General features: G+C 53.9%; 19 protein-coding genes. 12 read left to right on the forward strand and 7 right to left on the reverse strand.

The features are described 5' to 3' along the window. Positions 1–58 precede the first annotated feature (58 nt). Genes G5B47_RS16820 through G5B47_RS16830 form a run of 3 tightly spaced genes read left to right on the forward strand, consistent with a single transcriptional unit; the run spans position 59 to position 2,095 of the window. Positions 59–784: an MBL fold metallo-hydrolase gene (locus G5B47_RS16820; RefSeq protein ID WP_165100338.1), complete on the forward strand. Its 726-nt coding sequence runs from the start codon at positions 59–61 to the stop codon at positions 782–784. A 27-nt stretch (positions 785–811) separates the two neighbouring features. Beyond that, on the forward strand, positions 812–1,384 hold the full coding sequence (locus tag G5B47_RS16825) for a TetR/AcrR family transcriptional regulator (protein WP_165100341.1): 573 nt from the start codon (positions 812–814) through the stop codon (positions 1,382–1,384). Between the two features lie 27 nt (positions 1,385–1,411). Then, positions 1,412–2,095, forward strand: a complete 684-nt coding sequence (locus G5B47_RS16830) for an AlkZ-related protein (RefSeq protein WP_165100344.1) — start codon at positions 1,412–1,414, stop codon at positions 2,093–2,095. Positions 2,096–2,197: 102 nt separating this feature from the next. On the opposite strand, the gene G5B47_RS16835 is transcribed toward G5B47_RS16830, so the two are convergent. The 3 genes from G5B47_RS16835 to G5B47_RS16845 form a co-directional block, all read right to left on the reverse strand. Further along, on the reverse strand, positions 2,198–2,377 hold the full coding sequence (locus G5B47_RS16835) for a hypothetical protein (RefSeq protein WP_165100346.1): 180 nt from the start codon (positions 2,375–2,377) through the stop codon (positions 2,198–2,200). 227 nt (positions 2,378–2,604) lie between these two features. Next, entirely contained in the window at positions 2,605–3,831 is a 1,227-nt protein-coding gene (locus G5B47_RS16840; RefSeq protein WP_165100348.1) for an aminopeptidase, read from the reverse strand. 18 nt (positions 3,832–3,849) lie between these two features. After that, complete coding sequence (locus G5B47_RS16845) at positions 3,850–5,082, reverse strand: aminopeptidase (protein ID WP_165100351.1); 1,233 nt, start codon at positions 5,080–5,082, stop codon at positions 3,850–3,852. A gap of 293 nt (positions 5,083–5,375) precedes the next feature. Here G5B47_RS16845 and G5B47_RS16850 point away from each other — a divergent pair, with 293 nt between their 5' ends. After that, positions 5,376–5,648, forward strand: a complete 273-nt coding sequence (locus G5B47_RS16850) for a hypothetical protein (protein ID WP_165100353.1) — start codon at positions 5,376–5,378, stop codon at positions 5,646–5,648. 33 nt (positions 5,649–5,681) lie between these two features. Here the strand turns inward: G5B47_RS16850 and G5B47_RS16855 are convergent, their stop codons facing one another. After that, positions 5,682–7,028: a TrkH family potassium uptake protein gene (locus tag G5B47_RS16855; protein WP_165100355.1), complete on the reverse strand. Its 1,347-nt coding sequence runs from the start codon at positions 7,026–7,028 to the stop codon at positions 5,682–5,684. Positions 7,029–7,189: 161 nt separating this feature from the next. Between G5B47_RS16855 and G5B47_RS16860 the strand changes: the two genes are divergently transcribed. The 3 genes from G5B47_RS16860 to G5B47_RS16870 are packed head-to-tail and all read left to right on the forward strand — an operon-like array spanning position 7,190 to position 8,555. Continuing rightward, a complete protein-coding gene (locus tag G5B47_RS16860) occupies positions 7,190–7,543 on the forward strand; it encodes a VOC family protein (protein ID WP_165100357.1) in 354 nt (117 codons plus the stop codon). A 29-nt stretch (positions 7,544–7,572) separates the two neighbouring features. Next, on the forward strand, positions 7,573–8,001 hold the full coding sequence (locus tag G5B47_RS16865; protein WP_165100359.1) for a GNAT family N-acetyltransferase: 429 nt from the start codon (positions 7,573–7,575) through the stop codon (positions 7,999–8,001). 44 nt (positions 8,002–8,045) lie between these two features. Further along, positions 8,046–8,555, forward strand: a complete 510-nt coding sequence (locus G5B47_RS16870; protein WP_165100361.1) for a GNAT family N-acetyltransferase — start codon at positions 8,046–8,048, stop codon at positions 8,553–8,555. Between the two features lie 153 nt (positions 8,556–8,708). On the opposite strand, the gene G5B47_RS16875 is transcribed toward G5B47_RS16870, so the two are convergent. Then, entirely contained in the window at positions 8,709–10,034 is a 1,326-nt protein-coding gene (locus G5B47_RS16875) for a hemolysin family protein (protein WP_206107404.1), read from the reverse strand. Between the two features lie 146 nt (positions 10,035–10,180). On the opposite strand from G5B47_RS16875, the gene G5B47_RS16880 reads away from it, so the two are divergent. Both G5B47_RS16880 and G5B47_RS16885 read left to right on the forward strand, forming a co-directional pair. Further along, positions 10,181–10,939: a DUF1836 domain-containing protein gene (locus G5B47_RS16880; protein WP_165100363.1), complete on the forward strand. Its 759-nt coding sequence runs from the start codon at positions 10,181–10,183 to the stop codon at positions 10,937–10,939. Between the two features lie 158 nt (positions 10,940–11,097). Then, entirely contained in the window at positions 11,098–12,240 is a 1,143-nt protein-coding gene (locus G5B47_RS16885; RefSeq protein ID WP_165100749.1) for an MFS transporter, read from the forward strand. 21 nt (positions 12,241–12,261) lie between these two features. Here the strand turns inward: G5B47_RS16885 and G5B47_RS16890 are convergent, their stop codons facing one another. After that, the gene (locus G5B47_RS16890) at positions 12,262–13,119 is read right to left on the reverse strand and encodes an alpha/beta fold hydrolase (RefSeq protein ID WP_165100365.1); all 858 of its coding nucleotides are present in this window, start codon (positions 13,117–13,119) and stop codon (positions 12,262–12,264) included. Between the two features lie 195 nt (positions 13,120–13,314). On the opposite strand from G5B47_RS16890, the gene G5B47_RS25685 reads away from it, so the two are divergent. Genes G5B47_RS25685 through G5B47_RS16905 form a run of 3 tightly spaced genes read left to right on the forward strand, consistent with a single transcriptional unit; the run spans position 13,315 to position 18,994 of the window. Continuing rightward, positions 13,315–15,471, forward strand: coding sequence for a TerB N-terminal domain-containing protein (locus tag G5B47_RS25685; protein WP_235949719.1), 2,157 nt, complete (start codon positions 13,315–13,317; stop codon positions 15,469–15,471). Between the two features lie 8 nt (positions 15,472–15,479). Further along, on the forward strand, positions 15,480–16,802 hold the full coding sequence (locus tag G5B47_RS16900) for an ATP-binding protein (RefSeq protein ID WP_165100367.1): 1,323 nt from the start codon (positions 15,480–15,482) through the stop codon (positions 16,800–16,802). Continuing rightward, positions 16,799–18,994, forward strand: coding sequence for a DEAD/DEAH box helicase (locus tag G5B47_RS16905; protein WP_165100369.1), 2,196 nt, complete (start codon positions 16,799–16,801; stop codon positions 18,992–18,994). Before G5B47_RS16900 ends, G5B47_RS16905 begins: the two co-directional genes overlap by 4 nt. Before the next feature lie 884 nt (positions 18,995–19,878). On the opposite strand, the gene G5B47_RS16910 is transcribed toward G5B47_RS16905, so the two are convergent. Next, positions 19,879–20,955, reverse strand: a complete 1,077-nt coding sequence (locus tag G5B47_RS16910) for a permease (RefSeq protein WP_165100371.1) — start codon at positions 20,953–20,955, stop codon at positions 19,879–19,881. Positions 20,956–21,072: the final 117 nt, after the last annotated feature.

The following is a 21,072-nucleotide window of genomic DNA, read 5'->3' on the forward strand; positions in this document are numbered from 1 at the left end:
AAAAACTAATACCATTAGTTTATATTATAACTAATAACATTAGTTTGGAGGGAAGACAATGAGAATTACGCGTGATAGCTGGATGCTTCAACTGACTTGGATGCCGCGCCTCTTTCCGGTAAACTGTTATCTTGTGGAGGAAGACAAAGACCTTACCCTGATTGATGCGGGAATGCCTTTCAGCCTGAACGGCATTCTAAGCACCGTCCAATCGCTCGGCAAGCCGCTTGCCCGGATTGTGCTGACTCATGCGCACGGCGATCATGTCGGCGCGCTTGATGCTTTAAAGAAACAGCTGCCTGAAGCCGAGCTGTATATTTCGGAGAGAGACTCGGCGCTGCTGCGCGGCGACAGCTCGCTGCGTCCGGGCGAACCGCCAACGCCTGTCCGCGGCGGGGTTCCGAAGAACATCACCAGCGTTCCTGATCATTTGCTTCACGATGGCGACCAGATCGGTTCGCTGACAGCCATTCTCACACCGGGCCATACGCCGGGGTCGATGTCTTTCCTCGACCGGCGGAGCGGTACGGTGTTCGCGGGTGATGCGTTTCAGACCTTTCGCGGTGCCGCGGTATCCGGAACAGTCATTCCGTTGTTCCCGTTTCCGGCCATGGCCACCTGGAACAAAGAAGCCGCTCTGGAGAGCGCTATTAAAATTGCGCAGCTGAAACCATCGCTTCTGGCAGTCGGGCACGGGAACCTGCTGAAGCAGCCCGGTGAACGGTTAAGCGCAGCGATTGCGAAGGCTGAAGCAGAACTTAAACCGCAAGGTCTCATTTCGTAATTTCATAACAGGAACGGAGGATAAGTCATGTCGCCAAGAGCGGGACTTGGCCGCGGCAAAATAGTAACGGCGGCCGCGCAAATTGCCGACGAGCACGGAATGGAAGGGGTGACGCTGGCGGCTCTTGCCGCCAAGCTGGGTGTTCGCCCTCCTTCATTGTATAATCACATTAACGGACAGGCCGGTCTAAGGACCCTGCTTGCAGTCCACGGTGTGAAACTGCTTTATGAGGCTCTAGCTTCTACGTCGCTCGGTTTAAGCGGCAATGAGGCGGTGCTGGCCATGGGAAAAGGCTACGCCGAATTTGCCAAGCAGCATCCGGGTTTGTATGAGGTGACTCTACAAGCCCCGGATGAGGAGCATGCGGAGCTTATCGAGGAAGGGGAGCGCCTGCTGAATCTGATTGTGGCTGTTCTGAAACCTTATCAACTGGGGCCAAATGGTGAACTGCATGCGGTAAGAGGGTTTCGCAGCATTTTGCACGGGTTCGCATCGCTGGAGCAAAAGGGAGGGTTCGGCATTCCCCTTGACGTTAGCGAAAGCCTGTCAGCGACCCTTAGCGCTTTCCTGGCAGGGATTGACCGGTTCCGGGAACAATGAAAGCTGATGAAGGAGGAGAAATGCAGCATGGTATTTGAAGCAGCACCGGCGTCCTTTACTTTTGAAGATGCCGCGAAACTTATATCACAAATCGGGATTCTGCCGCTTGCGCCGCTTATCCCGGATCACCCTTCGCTCAAGAGTCTGACCAAAGAAGAAGATTGGCACACCGATACGGAACTCGATCCATGGAAGTGGCGTGTACGGTTTCCGGCAGAAGGTCTGGCAGCGTACGGGAAGTTTCTTAAGAAGAAAGCCGTGCTCGTTGACAGAGAATGGTTTCCTTATTTTTCTGCCGTATTGGGAAATGTGCGGACGTTCAGGGAGCGTTATAGCAGCGGTCTGGCCAGCAGGGAGGCGCACGTTATTCTGGAGATCATAGAGAATAATGAAGGCATAGAGACGCGTCAGCTTCGGGCGGAGGCTGGGATGAAGGCCAAAGAAAAGAAGACCGCTTTTGACAACGCCTTGAACGAGCTGCAGGGAAGCGCGGATATCGTCATTTCGGGGGTACAGCAGAGGCTAAACGCCGATGGAGCGAAAAACGGCTGGAACAGCACATCATTCGAGACGGCCGGACATTGGATGCGCGGGACCGGAATCGAACCTTTTCCCGGAACAAGGGAGGAAGCCGTTCTATGGCTGAAGGCCCGGATGGAACCGGTGTGGACGCCGGACGCTATGGCATGGATTCATAAGTGCTGGGCATAGTCTCTATGCCCACACAACAAAAAACGGCTGGCTCCGCACCTCGCTAAAGAGGATCGGGACTGGCCGTAATCGCTTTCTTTAGGATATTTAAAAGAATTTCCGTCACTCGAACATTGGGAGAATAAAGGCAACCAGGAAATAGAGAAAACCCAGGAAGAGCATGACGTAAGCGGTGTACTTGATAGCGTTGGCCGCATCGATGCGCTTGTCATACAACGGCTCGCCATCATGATCTTCCTCTTCAATCCGTTCAGCCTCGTTGGAGTACGGATCTTTCATCATTTGAATCGCCTCCTTGGATATTGAATCCCACATTTTCATTGTGACATTTTTGTGAACTAAAATCAACATTTTTGTGTCTATAAATTGAACAAAATTTGAAATATTGGTCGCTTACTCAACTTGATGAAGGGAAGGCGCCCCGAACATTATTTAATGCAAATACCCCGGATCTCCAATTGTAGGAGTTCCCGGGGTTTTCATCATATTTAAATGGCAAAAGCTTTAACTTACGCCCATCCGCCACCACGGAAAATCGGTTCGGCCGTGCCGTCATCCGTAATGCCGTCGATATCCATTTCCGGGGAGCCCATCATGAAATCGACGTGAATCAGGCTTTGGTTCATACCGCGTTCGGCTAGCTGTTCTTTCGTCAACGATGTACCGCCTTCCAGAGTGAACGCATACGAAGCTCCCAGCGCCAGGTGACAGGACGCATTCTCGTCATACAGCGTGGTGTAATACAGAATGCCGCTTTCCGAAATCGGAGAACGGTGGGGGACAAGCGCCACTTCGCCAAGTGAAGCGGCTCCTTCATCCATGGAGAACAGCACAGCCAGCTTGTCCTGTCCCACCTCAGCGGTATAGTCCGTAACCTTGCCGTCTTTGAAGGTCAGGGTAAAGCGGTCAATGACGCTTCCCGCATAACTGAGCGGCTTCGTGCTGCTGACCTTGCCGTTTGTCCCGTCGCGGTGCGCAACCGTGAACACTTCCTCGGTAGGGATGTTGGCCAGAAAGGGAATGCCCTTGCCGTTTACTGCTCCGGCCTGGCACCAAATATGGCCTTCCGGCAGCTCAACAGTCAGGTCGGTGCCCGGCGCCGTGAAATGCAGCTTGCGGTACTTGCGCTCATTCAGCTTGTCGCAGCGGCGCTTCAGTTCACCCAGATGCTGCCGCCAGGCTTCGAGCGGGTCCTCCGCGTCCGCGCGAACAGCGCTGAAGATCGCGTCCCACAGCAGCGGGATGCGATCTTCTTCCGGCGCATCCGGGAATACTTTGGCCGCCCAGGAGGCCGAAGGATAAGCGACGCCGCTCCAGCTCGCCTGGTTGCTCATCAGCAGCTGGCGGTAGCCCGCCATCGCCTCAGCCGTAACTCGCTGATTAAGGGAGATCCGCTTCGGATCGACACCTTTCAGCAGATCCGGATCGGCCGAGATAATGGTCAGAAAGCAGGCGTTGTTCCGCGCAAGCTCCTCCATCTCTTCTGCGAACCGTTTCGGAGGTTCCGAGAACGACTCCTCCGGGGCGAGATCGTAGCGCGTTCTCGTTACGGCCTCATCCGAATAGTTCACCTTGACGAACTTCGCTCCGGCCTCGTAAGCTTTGCGTACGACCAGGCGAACCAGCTCGGCCGCTGCGATATCCGCGTTGACGACAAGCGTTTGCCCGGGCTGAATGTTGACGCCGATCTTTACGGCAAGGAGCGCATAATTCTCCAGCTTTTGATTGAAATCCAAATCCCGACCCTCCTTCGATTAAAACGCCCAGTTTCCGTTCAAGAATACCGGTTCTTCCGTTCCGTCCCCTGTCACGCCGTAGATATTCATCTCAGCCGATCCGATCATAAAATCGACATGCGTAACGCTCGTGTTAAGACCGCGCTCTTTCAGTTCTTCCTGCGTCATGCTCTTGCCGCCTTCCAGACAGAAAGCGTAGGCGGTTCCGATCGCAAGATGATTCGAAGCATTTTCGTCAAACAGCGTGTTGTAATACAAAATATTCGACTCCGAAATCGGGGAATGATAGGGAACAAGCGCCACCTCGCCCAAATATTTTGCCCCTTCGTCCAGGCTGATCAAATGCTCAAGCGTTTCCTGTCCCTTTTCTGCGGAAACCGAGACAATTTTTCCGTTCTCGAAGGTGAGAGAGAAGCCGTCGATAATGTTACCGCCATAACTGAGCGGTTTCGTGCTGCGGACGGTACCGTTGACGCCCGTTTTCAGCGGAGCGGTAAATACTTCTTCGGTCGGCATATTGGCCACAAAGGTATGGCCCTGGGCGTTAATGCTGTCGCCCTGCGCCCACAGGTGGCCTTCAGGCAACTCAATGGTTAGATCCGTACCCGGTGCGGCGTAACGCAGCTTTTTATATTTCTTAGCGTTCAGCACGGCCGCTTTAGCTTCCAACGTGTCCAGATGGTCCTGCCAGGCGGCTACCGGGTCTTCCTGGTCAAGACGCACAGTGTGGAAAATGGCTTCCCACAGCTTGTCAATCCGCTCTTCCGCAGGTACATCGGGGAACACCTTGTCGGCCCAAGCCTGCGAAGGTATGGCTACGATACTCCAGCTGATTTTATCGGACATGACATACTCGCGGTATTTGGTCAGGGCCGCTCCCCGAGTCTTGTGATAGTTCGCGATCCGGGCCTGTTCGATGCCTTTCAGCGCATCCGGGTCTTCGGCGATGACCGACAGTACAGCCGCGCCGTTCTCGGCAAACTCGGTAATCTCGCCGGCATACCAGGTCGGAGCTTTAGTAAACACCTCCGGGGCGGCATGTTCGAACATCAGCCGCGTGATGCGCTCGTCGTTCCAGTTCACTTTAACCTGGCTGGCACCCGCTTCATATGCCTTGGCCGCAATCAACCGGACGAATTCTGCCGCGACGATGGGCGCATTCACGACCAGCGCCTGTCCGGGCTGCACATTTACGCCTATTTTGATGGCCAGGTCGGCGTATTTGGAGAGCTTTGCTTCAAAATCGGTCATAAAGATTTTCCCCCAATTTCTTTGAGTTCGATGAAATCGTTAAGCTTCGCACTTAATCTTGGCTTTAGAATATCCCAAAAAACGGATTTGTCATTAAGGCGGACCTAAGACTGTTTCTTCCTGCCAAAATAAGCTTGCTAAGTATTGTAATAAATTATTAACCGCCGGATGAAAAAAGTCAATCAGCTAGGAAGGACGGGATTTTTAGCGGGGAACAATGATATACTGAAAAGGATTTCCACTTCGCTTCTGAAGCGACTGGACATCCGATCCAATGAAAGGAAGGAAGCTGCATGAGCGTTAGTGTAACGGAAGCGGCCATGCGCCGCGATGCTGAAGGAAATTATGTGGGACGAACCGTATTTACCCTGGAGGGCCACGCGGCTCCCTACGAAATTACGTTTTTCAGCAAGAAGGGCAAGGAATGGGATTACAGCCTGAGCTTTGCAGGCGAATCTGGAAGCGAAGAGCAATTTCTGGAGCTGGACGCCAAGCTGGAGGAAGACGACGAGCTGTTCGACCGTCTGCTGGATGCAGCGCTGGATGCGGAGGAGTCGGACAGTTAACATAAGAACGGCGAAAAATCGCCGCTCCTCCGTTTATCCGATCATAATATGGCCTTCAGGATGGCGGTACAGCTCCTTCCCCCGGTTTGGCCTGAGAGCGTAAGCCAGCGTAAGAGGGCCGATCCGCCCCATGAACATGAGGAGGATGATGAGGATTTTTCCGGCAGCGCTCAGCTCTGCGGTCAGTCCCATCGAAAGCCCCGAGGTACCGAAAGCGGAGACCGCCTCAAACATGACGGCAAGGAAATCCGCTTCCTCGGTAATGGACAGCAGCATCATTGAAATGATTACAAGCAGCAGGGAGAGCAGCGTCATTGTTATGGCCCGGTAGACGTTCTCCTTGGACAGACGATGGCGGAACAGTACCACATCTTCTCTGCCGCGAATCCGAGAGTATACGGCGGCGATGAGCAGGGCGAATGTCGTCACCTTGATCCCTCCGCCGGTCGAGCCCGGTGCCGCTCCGATGAACATCAGCAGGATGATCAGAAACTGCGTGGATTCCCGGAGCTTGTAGATATCCAGGGTCGTAATGCCGCCGGATCGCGGGGTCAGAGCTTGCAAGAAAGAGGCCATCACCTTACCCCCGAAATGCAGCGGTTTCAGCGTATGGAACAGCTCCAGCCAGAAAAATAACGCGGCTCCGGCACCGATCAGAATAAGGGAGGTAGACAGCACCACCTTGGAATGAAGGGTCAGCCTTTTGCGCTTACGGAAATCGACAACGTCGGACAATACGATAAAGCCGATACCGCCAAGAAAAATAAGCAGCATGGCCGTGATGTTGACGACAGGATCTTCCACATACCTCGTCAGTCCGCTGAACGGCCCGTGAACATCGCCGAACAAGTCGAAGCCGGCATTATTAAAAATGGAAATACTGTGGAAGATGCCGTAATATACCGCTTTCCCGGCAGGCATTTCCTCCAGGAAGCGAAGCGTCAGCGCCACCGCGCCGGCAAACTGGATTACGAGCGAATAAATCAGAACCCGGCGGATCAGGCGAACAATGCCCTGCATCGAGTTCTGGTTCATCGTCTCCTGGAGGAGCAATCTGTCTTTAAGCGAGATCCTCTTGTTGAGTACGAGCGTAATCAGCGTAGCCATCGTGACGAACCCGAGGCCGCCGAACTGGAACAGCACGAGCAGCACAATCTGGCCGAAGGTCGTCAGTCCAGTCCCGGTATCGATAACAGCCAGCCCGGTTACGCATGTCGCCGAGGTGGCCATAAACAGCGCATCAATCCATGAGATATCGCCCCTAGCGGATGAAACGGGAAGCGACAGCAGCACGGTGCCTGCGGCAATAAGAAGGATAAATCCGAGGGACAAGATTTTGGGCGGAGTCAGACGCAGCCCGCCATAGGATAAATTGGCCATGGGTCTATTCTCCTGACTATTGTTGTGTTCGTTCCGGCATTGTGACAAATTATATCATAATTTTATCCTTTTCCTAAGCTTACGGCAGGAAATTCACTTGCAATAACGAATGGTACTATTGGAATAACCTTATTCCCATCTTCCAAAGGAGGGTTTTAACGGTGAACAGTCCCATCCTGAGTCAGATTGGTGGCGTTTTTATTCCGGTCAGCGATATTGAAAGATCGAAAGAGTGGTATTGCCGTCTGCTAGGATTGCCGACAGATGATGAAATTCTGTTCGGACACATGTTCGTTATTCCAGAGACCAGCCCGGCCATTGTGCTGGACAGCAGAATTTACACCAGCGAATGTGTTCTGAATACACCGTTATTTCACCTGAACACGGAGGATATCAACGCCGCTTATGATTTTGTGAGGCAGAGCGGAGCCGAAGTATTGACCGATATCGAGCATGACCATTGGTTTAACTTCAAAGATCCGGACGGAAATGTGCTGATGGTCTGCCGCTCCTAGGAGGACGGAAAGTGAAGGAAGACCGTTGTATGATTAGAGAAGCCCTGCCGGAGGATGCCCGCCGGATTGAGGAGTTGTACCGGCTGCTGCTTCCGGATAATACAGATATTGAGGTTCACCCAGGCCGCATACGACAAATATTGTCGAATCCGGACAGCTTCTTGTATGTATGCGAGGAGGATCGCGTGATCGCCGGCACGGTGCATTTGCACTTGTGCATGGATGCGCTAAGCGGAGCCCGTCCTTTTGCTGTTATCGAAAGGGTCATTGTAGCTCCCGAAATGCGGGGAAGAGGCATAGGCGCAGCTTTGATGAGACATGCCGAGAAAGCGGCAACAGCCAGAAATGCGATCAAAATCATGCTGTCCAGCGCGGCCCGCAGGGAGGAAGCGCACCGCTTCTACGCCTCTCTTGGCTATGACGGAGAAGGAAGCAAGCTGTTTAAAAAATACCTGTAAATGATCTTCAGATCGTGAAACCAGACGTTTGGGAAGTGAATAAAGTGGATGTTACTTTAAGGGAACTGGTTCCCGGCGACGCCGAGGACCTTCTTCGCCTGCAGCATACGCTGGACAAAGAAACCGCCTTTATGATGCTCGAACCGGGCGAACGGCAATCCAGTGTGCAGCAGGTTGCGGAGATGATCCAGAGCTTTGGCGAATCGGCGGCATCCATCCTGATCGGTGCGACAGCAGACGGACAGCTCGGGGGTTATGTGGCTGCCAAAGGAGGAGGGGCTAACCGCAACCGCCACAGCGCTTACATCGTTATCGGGGTGCAGAAACGCTGTCAGGGTAAGGGCGTGGGAAGCGCTCTGCTGCGCGAACTGGATGCGTGGGCCAGGAAGAACGGGATCGTCCGTCTGGAGCTCACGGTCATGAAACATAACGAACGGGCCATTGCCTTGTACACCAAGAGCGGCTTTTCCGTTGAAGGAACCAAGATTAAGTCGCTTAAAGTAAACGGTGAATGGGTAGATGAATACTATATGAGTAAAATTATCGAGGCTTAGCGGGTAAATATACATAACGAAGGACAATCCGGCGACAGCCCGATACAGGTGGACGAGGATCGAAAATACCGATGTTCCCCCAATTAAAACAGCCCGGTCTCGGCGAGAACGGGCTGTTTTTTACCTTGGACTTGCAGTAATTCAAACCAGATTTTATGTCAACGATTCCTCTGGAATATCTCCGCCCTCTCCCGTCCCTAGCTCGATTTCCACTTTGCGGACGCGGTGGCGGTTCATTTCGCGGATGATAAACGTATCCTGCCCATGCACGATTTCTTTGCCTACTGCAGGTTCTTCCAGATGGCTGTATACCCAGCCGCCGATAGTGGTCACTTCCTCGTCTTCGAGGTCGACACCGGTCAGCGCACGCAGTTCGGGCAGCGACACCTTACCGTCTACCATGTACCGGTCTTCTCCTAGCTTCTCTACGCTCTTGAGCTCATCCGCGTCGAATTCATCCCGTATTTCGCCGACGATTTCTTCCAGAATGTCTTCGATCGTGATCAGACCGGAAGTGCCGCCGTATTCGTCAAGCAGGAGAGCGATGTGAACTCTTTCCTTCTGCATTCGGGTCAGCAGCGTTTTTACAGGCGTAACTTCGGAAACCGTCAGAAGCGGATGGATGAGATCTTTGAAATTAAATCCGGGATTGTTGTCATATTCAAGATACATCTGCTTGGTATTGATCATCCCGATAATGTTGTCCTTGTTGCCCTCCGCTACCGGGAAGCGGGTATACTGCTCTTTGCGGATAATATTCAGGTTCTCTTGAAGAGAGTAATTGGTAAACAGGCAGACCATATCGGTACGCGGGACCATGATATCCCGGGCTAGCATTTCGTCAAAAGCGAAGATCCGGTTGACATAGCCGTACTCAGCTTTATTAATCTTGCCGCTTTCATAACTCTCGGACAGAATAAGACGAATTTCCTCCTCCGAGTGGGCTTCTTCATGCTCGCCTGCCGGCTTCATCCCGAACAGACGGACAAGCAGAGTGGCGGAGCCGTTAAGCAGCCAGATCATCGGATACAGGATGCGGTAGAACCAGATAATCGGTTTGGCGGTCAGAAGACTGACTTCTTCCGCTTTATTGATAGCTGCGGTCTTCGGCGCGAGTTCTCCCATTACGACATGCAAGAATGTCGCGATAAAGAATGCAAGCACGAACGACAGAACATGGCTTAATTCCGCCCCGGCGCCAGCCAGGTGAAAGAGGGGGTAGAGCAGATGTTCAAAGGCCGGCTCTGCAAGAGCGCCAATGCCCAGCGCGGTGATTGTAATCCCAAGCTGACAGGCGGATAAATAGCCGTCGAGATTAGCCGCAACCTGTTGAACAGCGAGCGCGTTTTTGCGTCCTTCAAGCACCAATTGGCTAATCCGGCTTCCCCGGATCCGCACCATTGCAAATTCCGTAGCTACAAAAAAAGCGGTCAAAAAAATCAAAACGGCCACCAACGTCAAACTTAGTCCTATACCCATATAATCGGTACCATCCCTTTCACTGATAAAATAGGTTATACTCATATAACAAGTTCATATGAACTTATTTTACGAACTTTTCATCGGAATTTCAAATTTGGCGGATTATCAACAGGTCATAGACAAAAGGAGGCGTTGAAACGGCTATGGAATCATTTACATTAACCCGCGTGGAGATGTCCTCTCTTCTGCTCTCATTGACCGGCGAGTCCGATCATACACCGCTGCATATTTTACAGAACGCATGGGGTAAGCTTCACCGTCAGGAAATGAAGGAGGGCACATCGCTGAGCGCGTTATTGACCACGGATATTCCGGCTATTCTGCAAAAAATCATCCGCGGAGGAAAAGCAAAAGGGCTGTCCCTTCAGGAAATAGCCGCTCTAGGAGCGCTAATAGAGTATTCCACAATTTCCATTACCGCTATGCAAAACTGGGTGAAACGCGATTTCAAAGAATATCTTGGAGCGCCAAGAGAAGGGAAAAAGTATTCGATCAATCAGGCGGCTATGCTGTTTATGATCGAGGATCTGAAATCATCGCTTGACTTTCAGAGTATTCGCCGGTTGTTTTGCAAGCTGTTTTTGAAGCCGGAACAGGATGACGACGATTTGCTGAAGCCTGTAGAGCTGTACGGCGCCTATGCCCTGTTGTTCGAAGAGAACAGGGAAGCAGGCGGTCAGGCCGAAGAACGGAAGCCGGAACCTTTACGGGACAGGCTGTGGAGCGGGGGAAGACTGGCGCTGGCCGCCGAACAAGCGGTTTGTCAGCTCTCTCACCTGAACCCTCCTCAGCGGGAAACCGTGCGAAACTCGCTGTTAATTGCGGCGGTTTCCGTTCAAGCCTGTTATTTTCAGGCGCTGGCCAGACAGTATTTCAACGCGTCTCTGTTCCTGGACTTCTAACCAAAGGTAAGACGAAAGGTTTCAATCCAAACAGGGAAAGTTATATACAATTAACCAAGACGGAAATTTAGGGGGACTCAAGCGTGGAAGCAAAAGCTGGTACATTGCTAACAAGCCCGAAGCAGCGCAAGCTGCTCTTCAGTGCGGGCCTCAGCTGGATGTTCGACGCCATGGACGTCGGGATGATTTCTTTTGTCGTTGCGGCGCTGGCCAAGGAATGGAGTCTGAGACCTGGACAGATCGGTCTGTTGACCAGCATCAATTCGCTGGGTATGGCTGCTGGAGCCGCTGCGGCGGGAATTCTGGCCGACAAATACGGACGGAAAAATATTCTGCTCTGGACGCTGATCATTTTCTCGGCCGCCACCGGGTTGTCCGCTCTGGCTGCGGGGTTTGCACTATTATGCGTATTGCGATTCATTGCCGGCTTCGGCCTTGGCGGCGAGCTTCCGGTTGCCTCCACACTCGTGTCCGAGAGCGTCGAGCCGAAGGATCGGGGCCGCGCGGTCGTTCTGCTCGAAAGCTTCTGGGCCGTAGGGTGGATTGCCGCCGCTCTGATCGCTTATTTTGTCATTCCTGACTACGGCTGGAGGCTTGCTCTCGTGATCGGGGCGGTCCCGGTGCTGTATGCCCTGTATCTCCGGCGGGCGATCGAAGATTCTCCCCGGTTTGCTGGAATTCGCAAGGCTCCCGTTCCTTTTACCAAGCGGTTCGCCTCGGTATGGTCGGCGGAATACATCAGATCGACAGTCATGCTCTGGATTTTGTGGTTCACTGTTGTTTTTTCCTATTACGGAATTTTCCTGTGGCTGCCGTCGGTAATGGTGCTGAAGGGCTTCAGCCTTGTGCGGAGCTTTGAATACACGCTGATCATGACGCTGGCCCAGCTTCCCGGTTATTTTACCGCCGCCTATTTCATCGAGAAGTTCGGCCGCAAATTCGTGCTGATCGTCTACCTGTTCTTTACTGCAGTGAGCGCGGCCTGGTTTGGCTTCGCCTCATCCGAGGGAATGCTGATCGCCGCAGGCGTATGCCTGTCCTTCTTCAACCTCGGCGCCTGGGGCGGAATGTACGCGTACACGCCGGAACTGTATCCGACGGCGATCCGCTCAACGGGTGTCGGAATGGCCGCTTCCTTTGGCCGGATCGGAGGGATCATCGCACCACTGCTCGTCGGCGTGCTGGTGGAGTGGTCCGTGAGCATTCAAGCCATTTTTCTGCTGTTCTTCGTTACGGTTATTATCGGCGCCGCCGCTGTACTGTTTCTTGGAAAGGAAACGAAGGGATTGGATTTGCAGTAACCAATGAGGGTTGGTCTCGCATTAGTCACATTTGCGCAGCCAACCTTCTGCTATTTTTAAAAACTCATCAAAATACCCATAAAATTCTTCCTTGTTCGCCAAATGAACGTTGTGATCAGGATGCGACACTTCACGGGCGACACAATGGGGGAGAAGAGACTGCATTTGGAAAAAATCCTCGTCGGAAACGGCATCATTCCTTTTGGCCCGGATTAACAACACCGGACATTGTATCTCCGGCAGGAGATGAAACCAATCGACATCATGCGCCATTCCCGCGGCCATAGCATGGGAACTGAACTGCATCCGGTATCCCTCAACCGTTTCGACGAGACTATTCATGAAATATTGATAGCTCAGTTCGGAATCAGTGAACTTCCGGATAAAATTCATCGCTTCGCTCAAGCTGGAAAAAGGCAAAGGCCAATCCCGGGTCAAAGGGTCGACGGCTGGGAACGGGTCTGACGGCGGCGTGCCGGTCTTGGCTAGTCCAGATGCGGATCTGTCGAGAATCGCCAAGGCTTTTACATATTCGGGATACAGCGCGGTTAAATAACCGGCGACCCGTCCGCCCATCGAATGCCCGGCGACAAGCACCGATTCAATTTTTAACTCATCCAATAATTCAACCATGTCTTCCGCCATTTCTTCCGCTGTATAGTTCGATGCGGGTTTACCGCTCAAGCCGTGGCCTCTCTGATCCGGTGCGATAATTCTGTACTGCTGACCATAGCGCTCCATAAAATCGACCCAGGTTTCCGCCCGGCCCCATCTGCCGTGAAGACAAAGTATGGCGGATCCTTCGGTTCGGGTATCCAAATAAAACAGATCGATGTTCTTCAATTTCGCAAGGTTTCGGTGAATTTTTATTTTTACCATTCTTTAGCTTCCCCCTATTCCTCAAAGCAACAGTCTGCGAAGTAATCGTTCCTGCCGAAAAAATCAACATTTCAGTTGTTCTATGAACGCTGCTTCTATTATAATCCGAATAAACGTTCCCCTGTTAGGAAGCAAATCATAGGATTCATGGTATAATGGGAGGAACTAAACGGGCGGTTCTCTGAGCTGCCGGCAATGGAGCGGGATCAATCGATGGCCTATAACAACGAGCCGCATTTCTCGGAGCTGATCTGGGAAGGCGATGAACAAAATATGGCGGTGCCTTCGCGCGAAGACGTTCGGGCGGAGGAGACGAAACGCGCGGCTGCAGCGGAGAAGAACCGGGGGCTGAAGGAGAAAAGCCGGAGCAAGCCCGGGGGTCCCGAACAGCTGAAGCTGTGGGACTTGGAGCTGCCGGACCGGAGAGAAGAACAGCGGAGAGGACGTGCTGAAGCGGTTGTCCCCCAACAAGACAAGACTATTCGTGCAAAAGAGGGCGGAACCCGCGGAGAGGAACGTTCAACTGGGGATTGGAACCGCGCTGTGACAGAAGCGGAGGCCCGAAAGGAACAGCCTTCGGCGGGGCGGGAGACCTCAACGCATCGGAACCGATTTGAAATGGAACGGACAGCGTATCCGTCGGATCGTTCAATCGGAGACGGCGAACAGGCACCCTCTAAACGTCCGGCTACGATGGAAAGCCAGTTCGTGGAGCACGCAAGGGAACTGGCCGGTGATACCGAAGTTTCAGCCGAATTCGTCAAGTTCAAGAGCTACTGGCCGACCTATGGGCACATGACCGGTCCGCAGACGAAATGGTACTTCTATTGGCGTAACGAGGTCAGGCACGGCCGTTATCCCGAAACCGATTTGTCTTATATTTTTCTGCATGTGTACGAGCTGATCAATGGGGTCGGCTGGGAGACGCCGCAGGACGGATATGAACAGCTGTCCCGGCTGTGGGAAGCTTACCGCGACACTTTCAAGCGCCTTGATCACTATCTCGGCGGGTGGATTGCGGATTTTTCTTTTATCCATAAGCTGGACATTCCGCTGCGGGAAATTGTCGTCCGGGCCAAAGGGCTGGGTGGAGATTTGGCGGAAATCGAGCTGATGCGGTGCCTTGCGTCCGCGCCGGAGCAGCTCACTTTACCTGCGCTGTCGCTGATGTCGGATTACGACATGACCAAGTCGAAATTTTATTCAGGTCCGGGCAATGAAGCGCTCGAGCGCTTCGTTCCGCAGGTCGTCGCGCTGGTTGACGCTTATGCGAAGCGCAAGCACGGAAATTCGCTGCTCGAAATGTATCCTCCGGGACCGCCGGTGACGAGGGAACGTTACTTGTTCCGCAGCGCTGTCTACGACATTTCGCTATACGGCTATTCCGTTCTCGTTCCGGTCGTTCGTATAAGCAAATCGCCTTCGCTCAGGAGCCTGATTACCCGGTTGTTCCGGCTTGCCGAGAACAAACTGCGGACGCTAATGGACTATCGGGGCCGCCTGAAAGGAATCAGCATAGATAAAGACATTGAAGAGCTAGTCGGCAAATTTCTGGAACGGGAATTCCGCAAAGCGGAACGTGAAGAAAAAGGGCCGGATATCGTGATCGACAAGGACAAGCTGGAGCGGCTGCGCGGCGACTCCGACGTTGTCCGCCATCTGCTTACGGTGGAAGAGCCCTTAGAAGCTTTGGAGGAGAAGTCCACCTATGGGGATTGGCCTGTGGTGGAGCCGCACGATGTGGACGGTTCTGATGGCATCCTGCCTGTTGAACTATTGGTAGAAGGAGCAGTTCAGGGGCAGCACATTGTCGCAGGCTATGGCGAACCGACAGGATCTGTAGGATATGGGGAAGACGTTTTGGATAGCCGGAAGCCGGAGGAAGATCTTCCGTCTGCAGAGAACGAGGCTGTTAAGGAAGCATCAGCGGCTGCTTTACACGCGGGAGGCGCGGACACATTGGTAACCCAGGGCGAACTCAACAACCCAAAGACCCTGGTTACGTCGCCCGGTTGCGAGTGGGTGGCCATGGCCGAAACTGCGGGAGGTGCAGCCGCTCCGGAAGCGCAGGCGGAACCGATTTTGCTGGAGACAATGGATTCAATGCCCGGCAGCGAGTGGGAAGCTTTGACTCAAGTGCTCAGTCCTTTGCAGCGTGAGGCGGTATTGGCTTTATCCGGACCGGATGGCCCGGCCGAGCTTCGCAGACTTGCCACTGCTCATGCAGCGCTTCCCGACCTGCTGATTGACGAAATCAACGAAATCGCGATGGATGTTATCGGCGATCTGCTGATCGACGGCGAAGAGATCTCGCCCGAGTATGCGTCCTTGCTGCAATATTTGAAGAGGTGACATAAGGCATGAACGAACTGAAAATACCGAAACGAATGACGACGGCGCTTGTCAACTCGATTACAGCGGGCGTTGTACCGCGCATCGGGCTGGAGCATATCGCCGTCGGCCGCCGCGCGGAGATCGAAGCCATCCTACGCGATCTTGACAACATCGCCGAGGGAGGCGCGGCGTTCAAGCTGATTACCGGCAAATACGGCAGCGGCAAAAGCTTTTTACTCCAAATGATTCGCAATTACGCGATGGACCGCGGCTTCGCGGTGGCCGACGCCGATTTGTCGCCCGAGCGCAGACTTGTCGGCACCAAAGGACAGGGTCTGGCCACCTACAAAGAGCTTATAAGCCACTTGTCCACCCGCACCCGGCCGGACGGCGGAGCGCTGGAAGTCATTCTCCAGAAATGGATCTCTTCGCTGCAGCAGAAGGTAATGAATGAACGAGGAGTGGACCCCGGACATCCTTCTTTCACCGGCGAGGTTGAGAAGGAGATTTTTGCCGTCGCCTCCGAAATGCGGAGTCTTGTGCACGGTTTTGACTTCGCCAAAGTTCTGGCGTCTTACTGGAACGGCCACAAGCTTGGGGACGAGGATTTGAAGCAGGAGGCGCTGCGCTGGCTTCGCGGCGAATTCGCGACCCGCACGGAATCCCGGAAGGCGCTGGGCGTCGGCGTCATTATCGATGACGACAACTGGTACGATTACATGAAGCTGTGGGCGGAATTTTCCGCGGCCATCGGCTACAAGGGGCTGCTGCTGTTCATCGACGAAGGTGTCAATTTGTACAAGATTACGAACAGCGTCTCCAGGCAGAGCAATTACGAGAAGCTGTTAACCATGTTCAATGATACGATGCAGGGGAAGGCGGAGTATCTTGGCATTTTCCTTGGCGGAACTCCGCAGTTTGTAGAGGATCACCGGAGGGGACTCTTCAGCTACGAGGCGCTGCGTTCCAGGCTTGTGGCCGGACGGTACGGGGCCGCCGCTCCGAATAATTTCTCGGGGCCGATCATTCCGCTTGAGATGCTGTCCTCAGAGGAAATACTGGTGCTGCTGCAGCGGCTGCGTGATATTCATGCGCTGCATTACGGTTATGCCTCTGTCTTGACTGACGATCAGCTTGTGCATTTTATGGAGGAAGCCTCTTCCAGACTGGGCGCGGACGAGCTACTGACACCCCGTGAGCTGGTGCGGGATTTCATGGATCTGCTGCATACACTTCACAGCAGCCCGGAGACGTCGTTTGAAAGCCTGGTCGGAGAACGGACGGGAACCGGTAAGGCTGAAGGAGACAAAGATACGATGGACGATCTTTTGGCGGAGTTCGAGTTATGAGCGACAATCCGTTTTACCGGCTTGCGCCGTTTATCAAAGAGTTTATTTACAAGAACCGGTGGGAGACGCTGCGCGAAGCGCAGGTGGACGCGTGCCGGGTGCTGCTGGAGTCGCCGGACCATTTGCTGATTGCCTCGGGCACTGCGTCCGGCAAAACGGAGGCGGCTTTTTTTCCAGCGCTGACTGAACTGCATGAAAATCCCTCGAACTCTGTCGGCATTCTGTATATCGCCCCGCTCAAAGCGCTGATCAACGATCAGTTCGCCCGGCTGAACGACCTGCTGATCGAAGGCGGCATCCCTGTCTGGCATTGGCACGGCGATGTCCCGCAGGCCGAGAAGACGAAGCTGATGAAGAATCCGTCCGGCGTGCTACAGATCACCCCGGAGTCGCTTGAGGGGCTGCTGATGAACCGTCCAAACGCCATTCCGGCGCTGTTCGGCGATCTTCGCTTCGTCATCATCGACGAAGTGCACGCCTTCATGGGCGCGGACCGGGGAATCCAGGTGCTGAGCCTGCTCTCGAGGATTTCCCGCATGGCGGGCTGCTCGCCGCGCCGGATCGGGCTGTCCGCGACGCTCAGCGATTATGAGACCGCTACCCGCTGGCTTGCAGCAGGGACGCGGGAGCGTGTGCAGGTGTCCGCACCCCAGGGCGGGCGGAGACTTCGTTTGAGCGTCGAGCATTTTTCCTTTCCGGACGCCAGGGACGAGAAACAGGCTGAGCAGCTGGAGCTTGCCCGCAAAGCCTATTTCGACTACATATACGACCATACCCGGCTGAAAAAAGCGCTGGTATTCACCAACAGCCGCACCGACGCGGAAACGGCGATTCTGGAAATGAGGCGCATCGCGGCGAGGAGCCAGGAGCCGGACGTGTTCCACGTCCATCACGGCAGCATCTCCGCGATGCTGCGGGAGGAAGCGGAGGCCGCCCTGCGCCAAGGCCCCGGACCGGCGGTCGCCGCGGCGACGCTTACGCTGGAGCTGGGCATTGACCTTGGCGAGCTGGAGCGGGTCATGCAGCTCGGGGCGCCTTACAGCTGCTCCAGCTTCGTGCAGCGGCTCGGCCGCTCGGGGCGCCGGGGTGACGCTCCGGCGGAGATGATGTTCGTCACACCGGAGGAGGAGGACGAGGACGCCCAGCTTCCGGCGCGCATGCCCTGGACGCTGCTCCGGGCGATTGCCGTCATTGAGCTGTATGTGCGCGAGAAATGGGTTGAGCCGCTGACCGTCCGCAAGCTCCCGATGGGCATCCTGTATCACCAGACGATGAGCATCCTGAAGAGCATGGGAGAGGCTGAGCCGGAAGATTTGCGGGAGGCCGTTCTTTCGCTCCCTTCGTTTCAGCATTTCAGCGAAGACGATTATGACGCCTTCATGGCTTACCAGCTGGGAATGGGCCAGATTGAGCAGATGGATGAAGGCAGTCTCCTGATCGGACTCGCGGGGGAGAAGATCGTCAATAACTTCCGCTTTCTGGCGGTCTTCAAGGACGACGAGGAGCATGTTGTATATAACGGCACGGAAGAAATCGGCTCGATTACAACCGTGCCGCCTCCCGGTTACTGCTTCACCCTTGCAGGCAAGCTGTGGAAGGTGGAAGAGGTGGACAACCGCCACAAGGCCGTGTATGTGAAATCGTCTCGCGGCAAAGTCGGTACGTTATGGCTTGGTGCCGGCGGCGACGTGCATACCCGGATCATGACCAAAATCCGGGAGATACTTGGCGATACGGCCCTTTACCAGTATCTTGCACCCCGAGCAGCAGCCCGGCTTGAGCGGGCCCGGCGGCTCGCCAGAGAAAGCGGGCTGCTTGAGCGATCCGTGCTTCCGGCGGGCGGCGACTCGCTGTTCATCCTGCCCTGGGCGGGCAGCCGGACTTTCCGCACGCTGGAGCGGCTGCTTAAGCATAAGCTGACGCGCCCGCTGGCCTTACGCTCGGTTGTCCCGATGGAGCCTTATTACATGGTCGTCGCTGGAAAGGCGGACACCGATTGGCTGGAGGGTGCCATCCTGGAAGCAGGCTCCGCCGGACTTGACCCGCTGGAACTGCTGGCACCAGGCGAAGCTCCCTATTTGGGGAAATATGACGAGTGGATTCCCCAAGACCTGCTGCGCAAAGCTTTTACGGTGGACGGTCTCGACGTTCCGGGCTTACATGAGATGGTAAAGCGCTGGCAGAAGGGATAGGACACTTAGTAATGTACGCTGAAGATTCGGTTGGCTATATCAGAGCTGCACAGAGATACGCTTGGCTAAACCGCAATGTCTAACAGCATGGACGATCGCACTATGTTTTTCACTATGTTGAATAGCATATAGGGGTGGCAATAGGGTATGTCGCTTGTCGGACAACAAGGAGGATGCATCAGGCTAAGTCGCTGCGTCTGAACAGTATGGAGGATGTACCAGAATATGTCGCTAAGTCCGAACAGCTTGGAGGATGCAATAGACTATTTCGCTAAGTCCGAATAGCTTGGAGGATAAGCTGATCTATATCACTGTATCCGAACCGTTTGGAGGATGAACCAGTCTATGTCTCAATGTCCGAACTGTATGGAGGATCTAGTTGACCAACACGTTCATTTCCATGAACGGGAAAACCTCCCTTTTATTCACCCGAAAAAAGGCTATATCAGCCGATAAACAGGAAAAACTCCAGATTAATAGCAAATTTTGCCTGATTTCGAACGATATCGGCCAATTATAAGGGAGTTTTTCCGTCTTAAGCCTGAAATCTGTCTCTTTTTCCAAAATAAAAGGGAGGATTTCCGCTTCATCCTGTCAAGTGCGATAGGTCACTTCGTCCTGTCAAGTGCGATAAGTCGCTTCGTCCAGTCAAGCGCGATAGATCACTTCATCTAGTCGAGTCCGTACAGGCCGCTTCATCCAGTCGATTCCAATTTCCGTTTCGTTCAATCCAATCCTGTCGAGCCCGATAGGCCGAATCATTACACGGCTTCCCCTATGTGCCCATCAAGCGTAACCTGAAAAAGTTAAAAAACTCCCGATCCGCCGAGAGCAGAAAGGGAGTTTTCACTTTAAATTGTCTATCTGCCGGACATCCTGTGCGTTTATAGCACCAGAGAGCCTACAATACCTCCAAGAATACCGGCGGCCATGACCGAGAGGAAGACGAACGCCAAGACCCGGCGCGGAAATGAACGGTATACCATAAGCAGGGATGGCAGGCTGATCGTCGGCAGCGTCACAAGCAGCGCCCCGGCAACGCCCGTTCCGAATCCGAACGAAAGAAAGGTTCCGATAATCGGAATTTCAGCGGCGGTTGGAATCACAAACAAGGTGCCAGCGATCGCGAAAATAATGACGGCGAGAATGCCACTGGCCACGCCCGCTCCAAGAGACGGGAACATCCAGGCCCGCGCCGCTCCAAGCAGGAGAACCGTAACGATATAGGCAGGCACGACGGCAAAAAGCATTTTTCCCGCAGCGGCGATCCAGCGAAGCAGAAGCGGTCCTTCATTTGCGGCAGATGGCTTCACCGGCTCGGCAATCGCCCCCGGAACCGCCGTATCTCCAGCGAATTTATTGGCGAAGTAGCTGATGCCGAACGTAATGGCAATTCCGAATACGATCCGCATCAACGTAAATTTCCACGACAGTACAAAGGTCATGAAAATGAGGGTAGCCGGATTAAGGACCGGATTGCCGATCCAGAACGCGAGCGCGGCGCTTACCGATACATTCTTCTTCCGCAAACCGACGGCAATCGGCGCGGCGCAGCATGAGCACATCATACCGGGGATTGATGCCAGTCCGGCGAGTGCCGTACTCTTGAAACTGGCCTTGCCGAGAACGCGCAAAAGCCACTGGGACGGGATAAGCACCTGGACGAGCGAGCCCAGCAGAATGCCAAGCACCGCGGCTTTCCATACCGATTTGAAATAGGCAGCCGCATAATCCAGCGCAGCTTGCAGCGAAGGCGCGGGAGCCGCGGCTTCCTTGCCGGTCAAAATGGAAGAACCGATCGAATGCTCGGCGGCCGCCTTAAACGCTTTATGGTAGTAGGGCCACCACTTAACGTAGGTGAGACCGGCTATAGCGATAACCAAAAAGATTACCGCTAGCGCTACAGCCTTGAACTCTCCAGATTTTTGGGGCACCGATGAACTGCTTGTTGCTGGTGACATAACAATAAATGACCTCCATCTGTTTAAACTCGAAATGTCACAATTATAACATAGCAGGGAAGCTGGAAAAGCTTTATTTTGCGAAAATATACAAGATTGATGTAAAATATTAGGTAC

It is taken from the genome of Paenibacillus apii (assembly GCF_011043685.1).
Classification (GTDB): Bacteria; Bacillota; Bacilli; order Paenibacillales; family Paenibacillaceae; genus Paenibacillus_AQ; species Paenibacillus_AQ sabinae.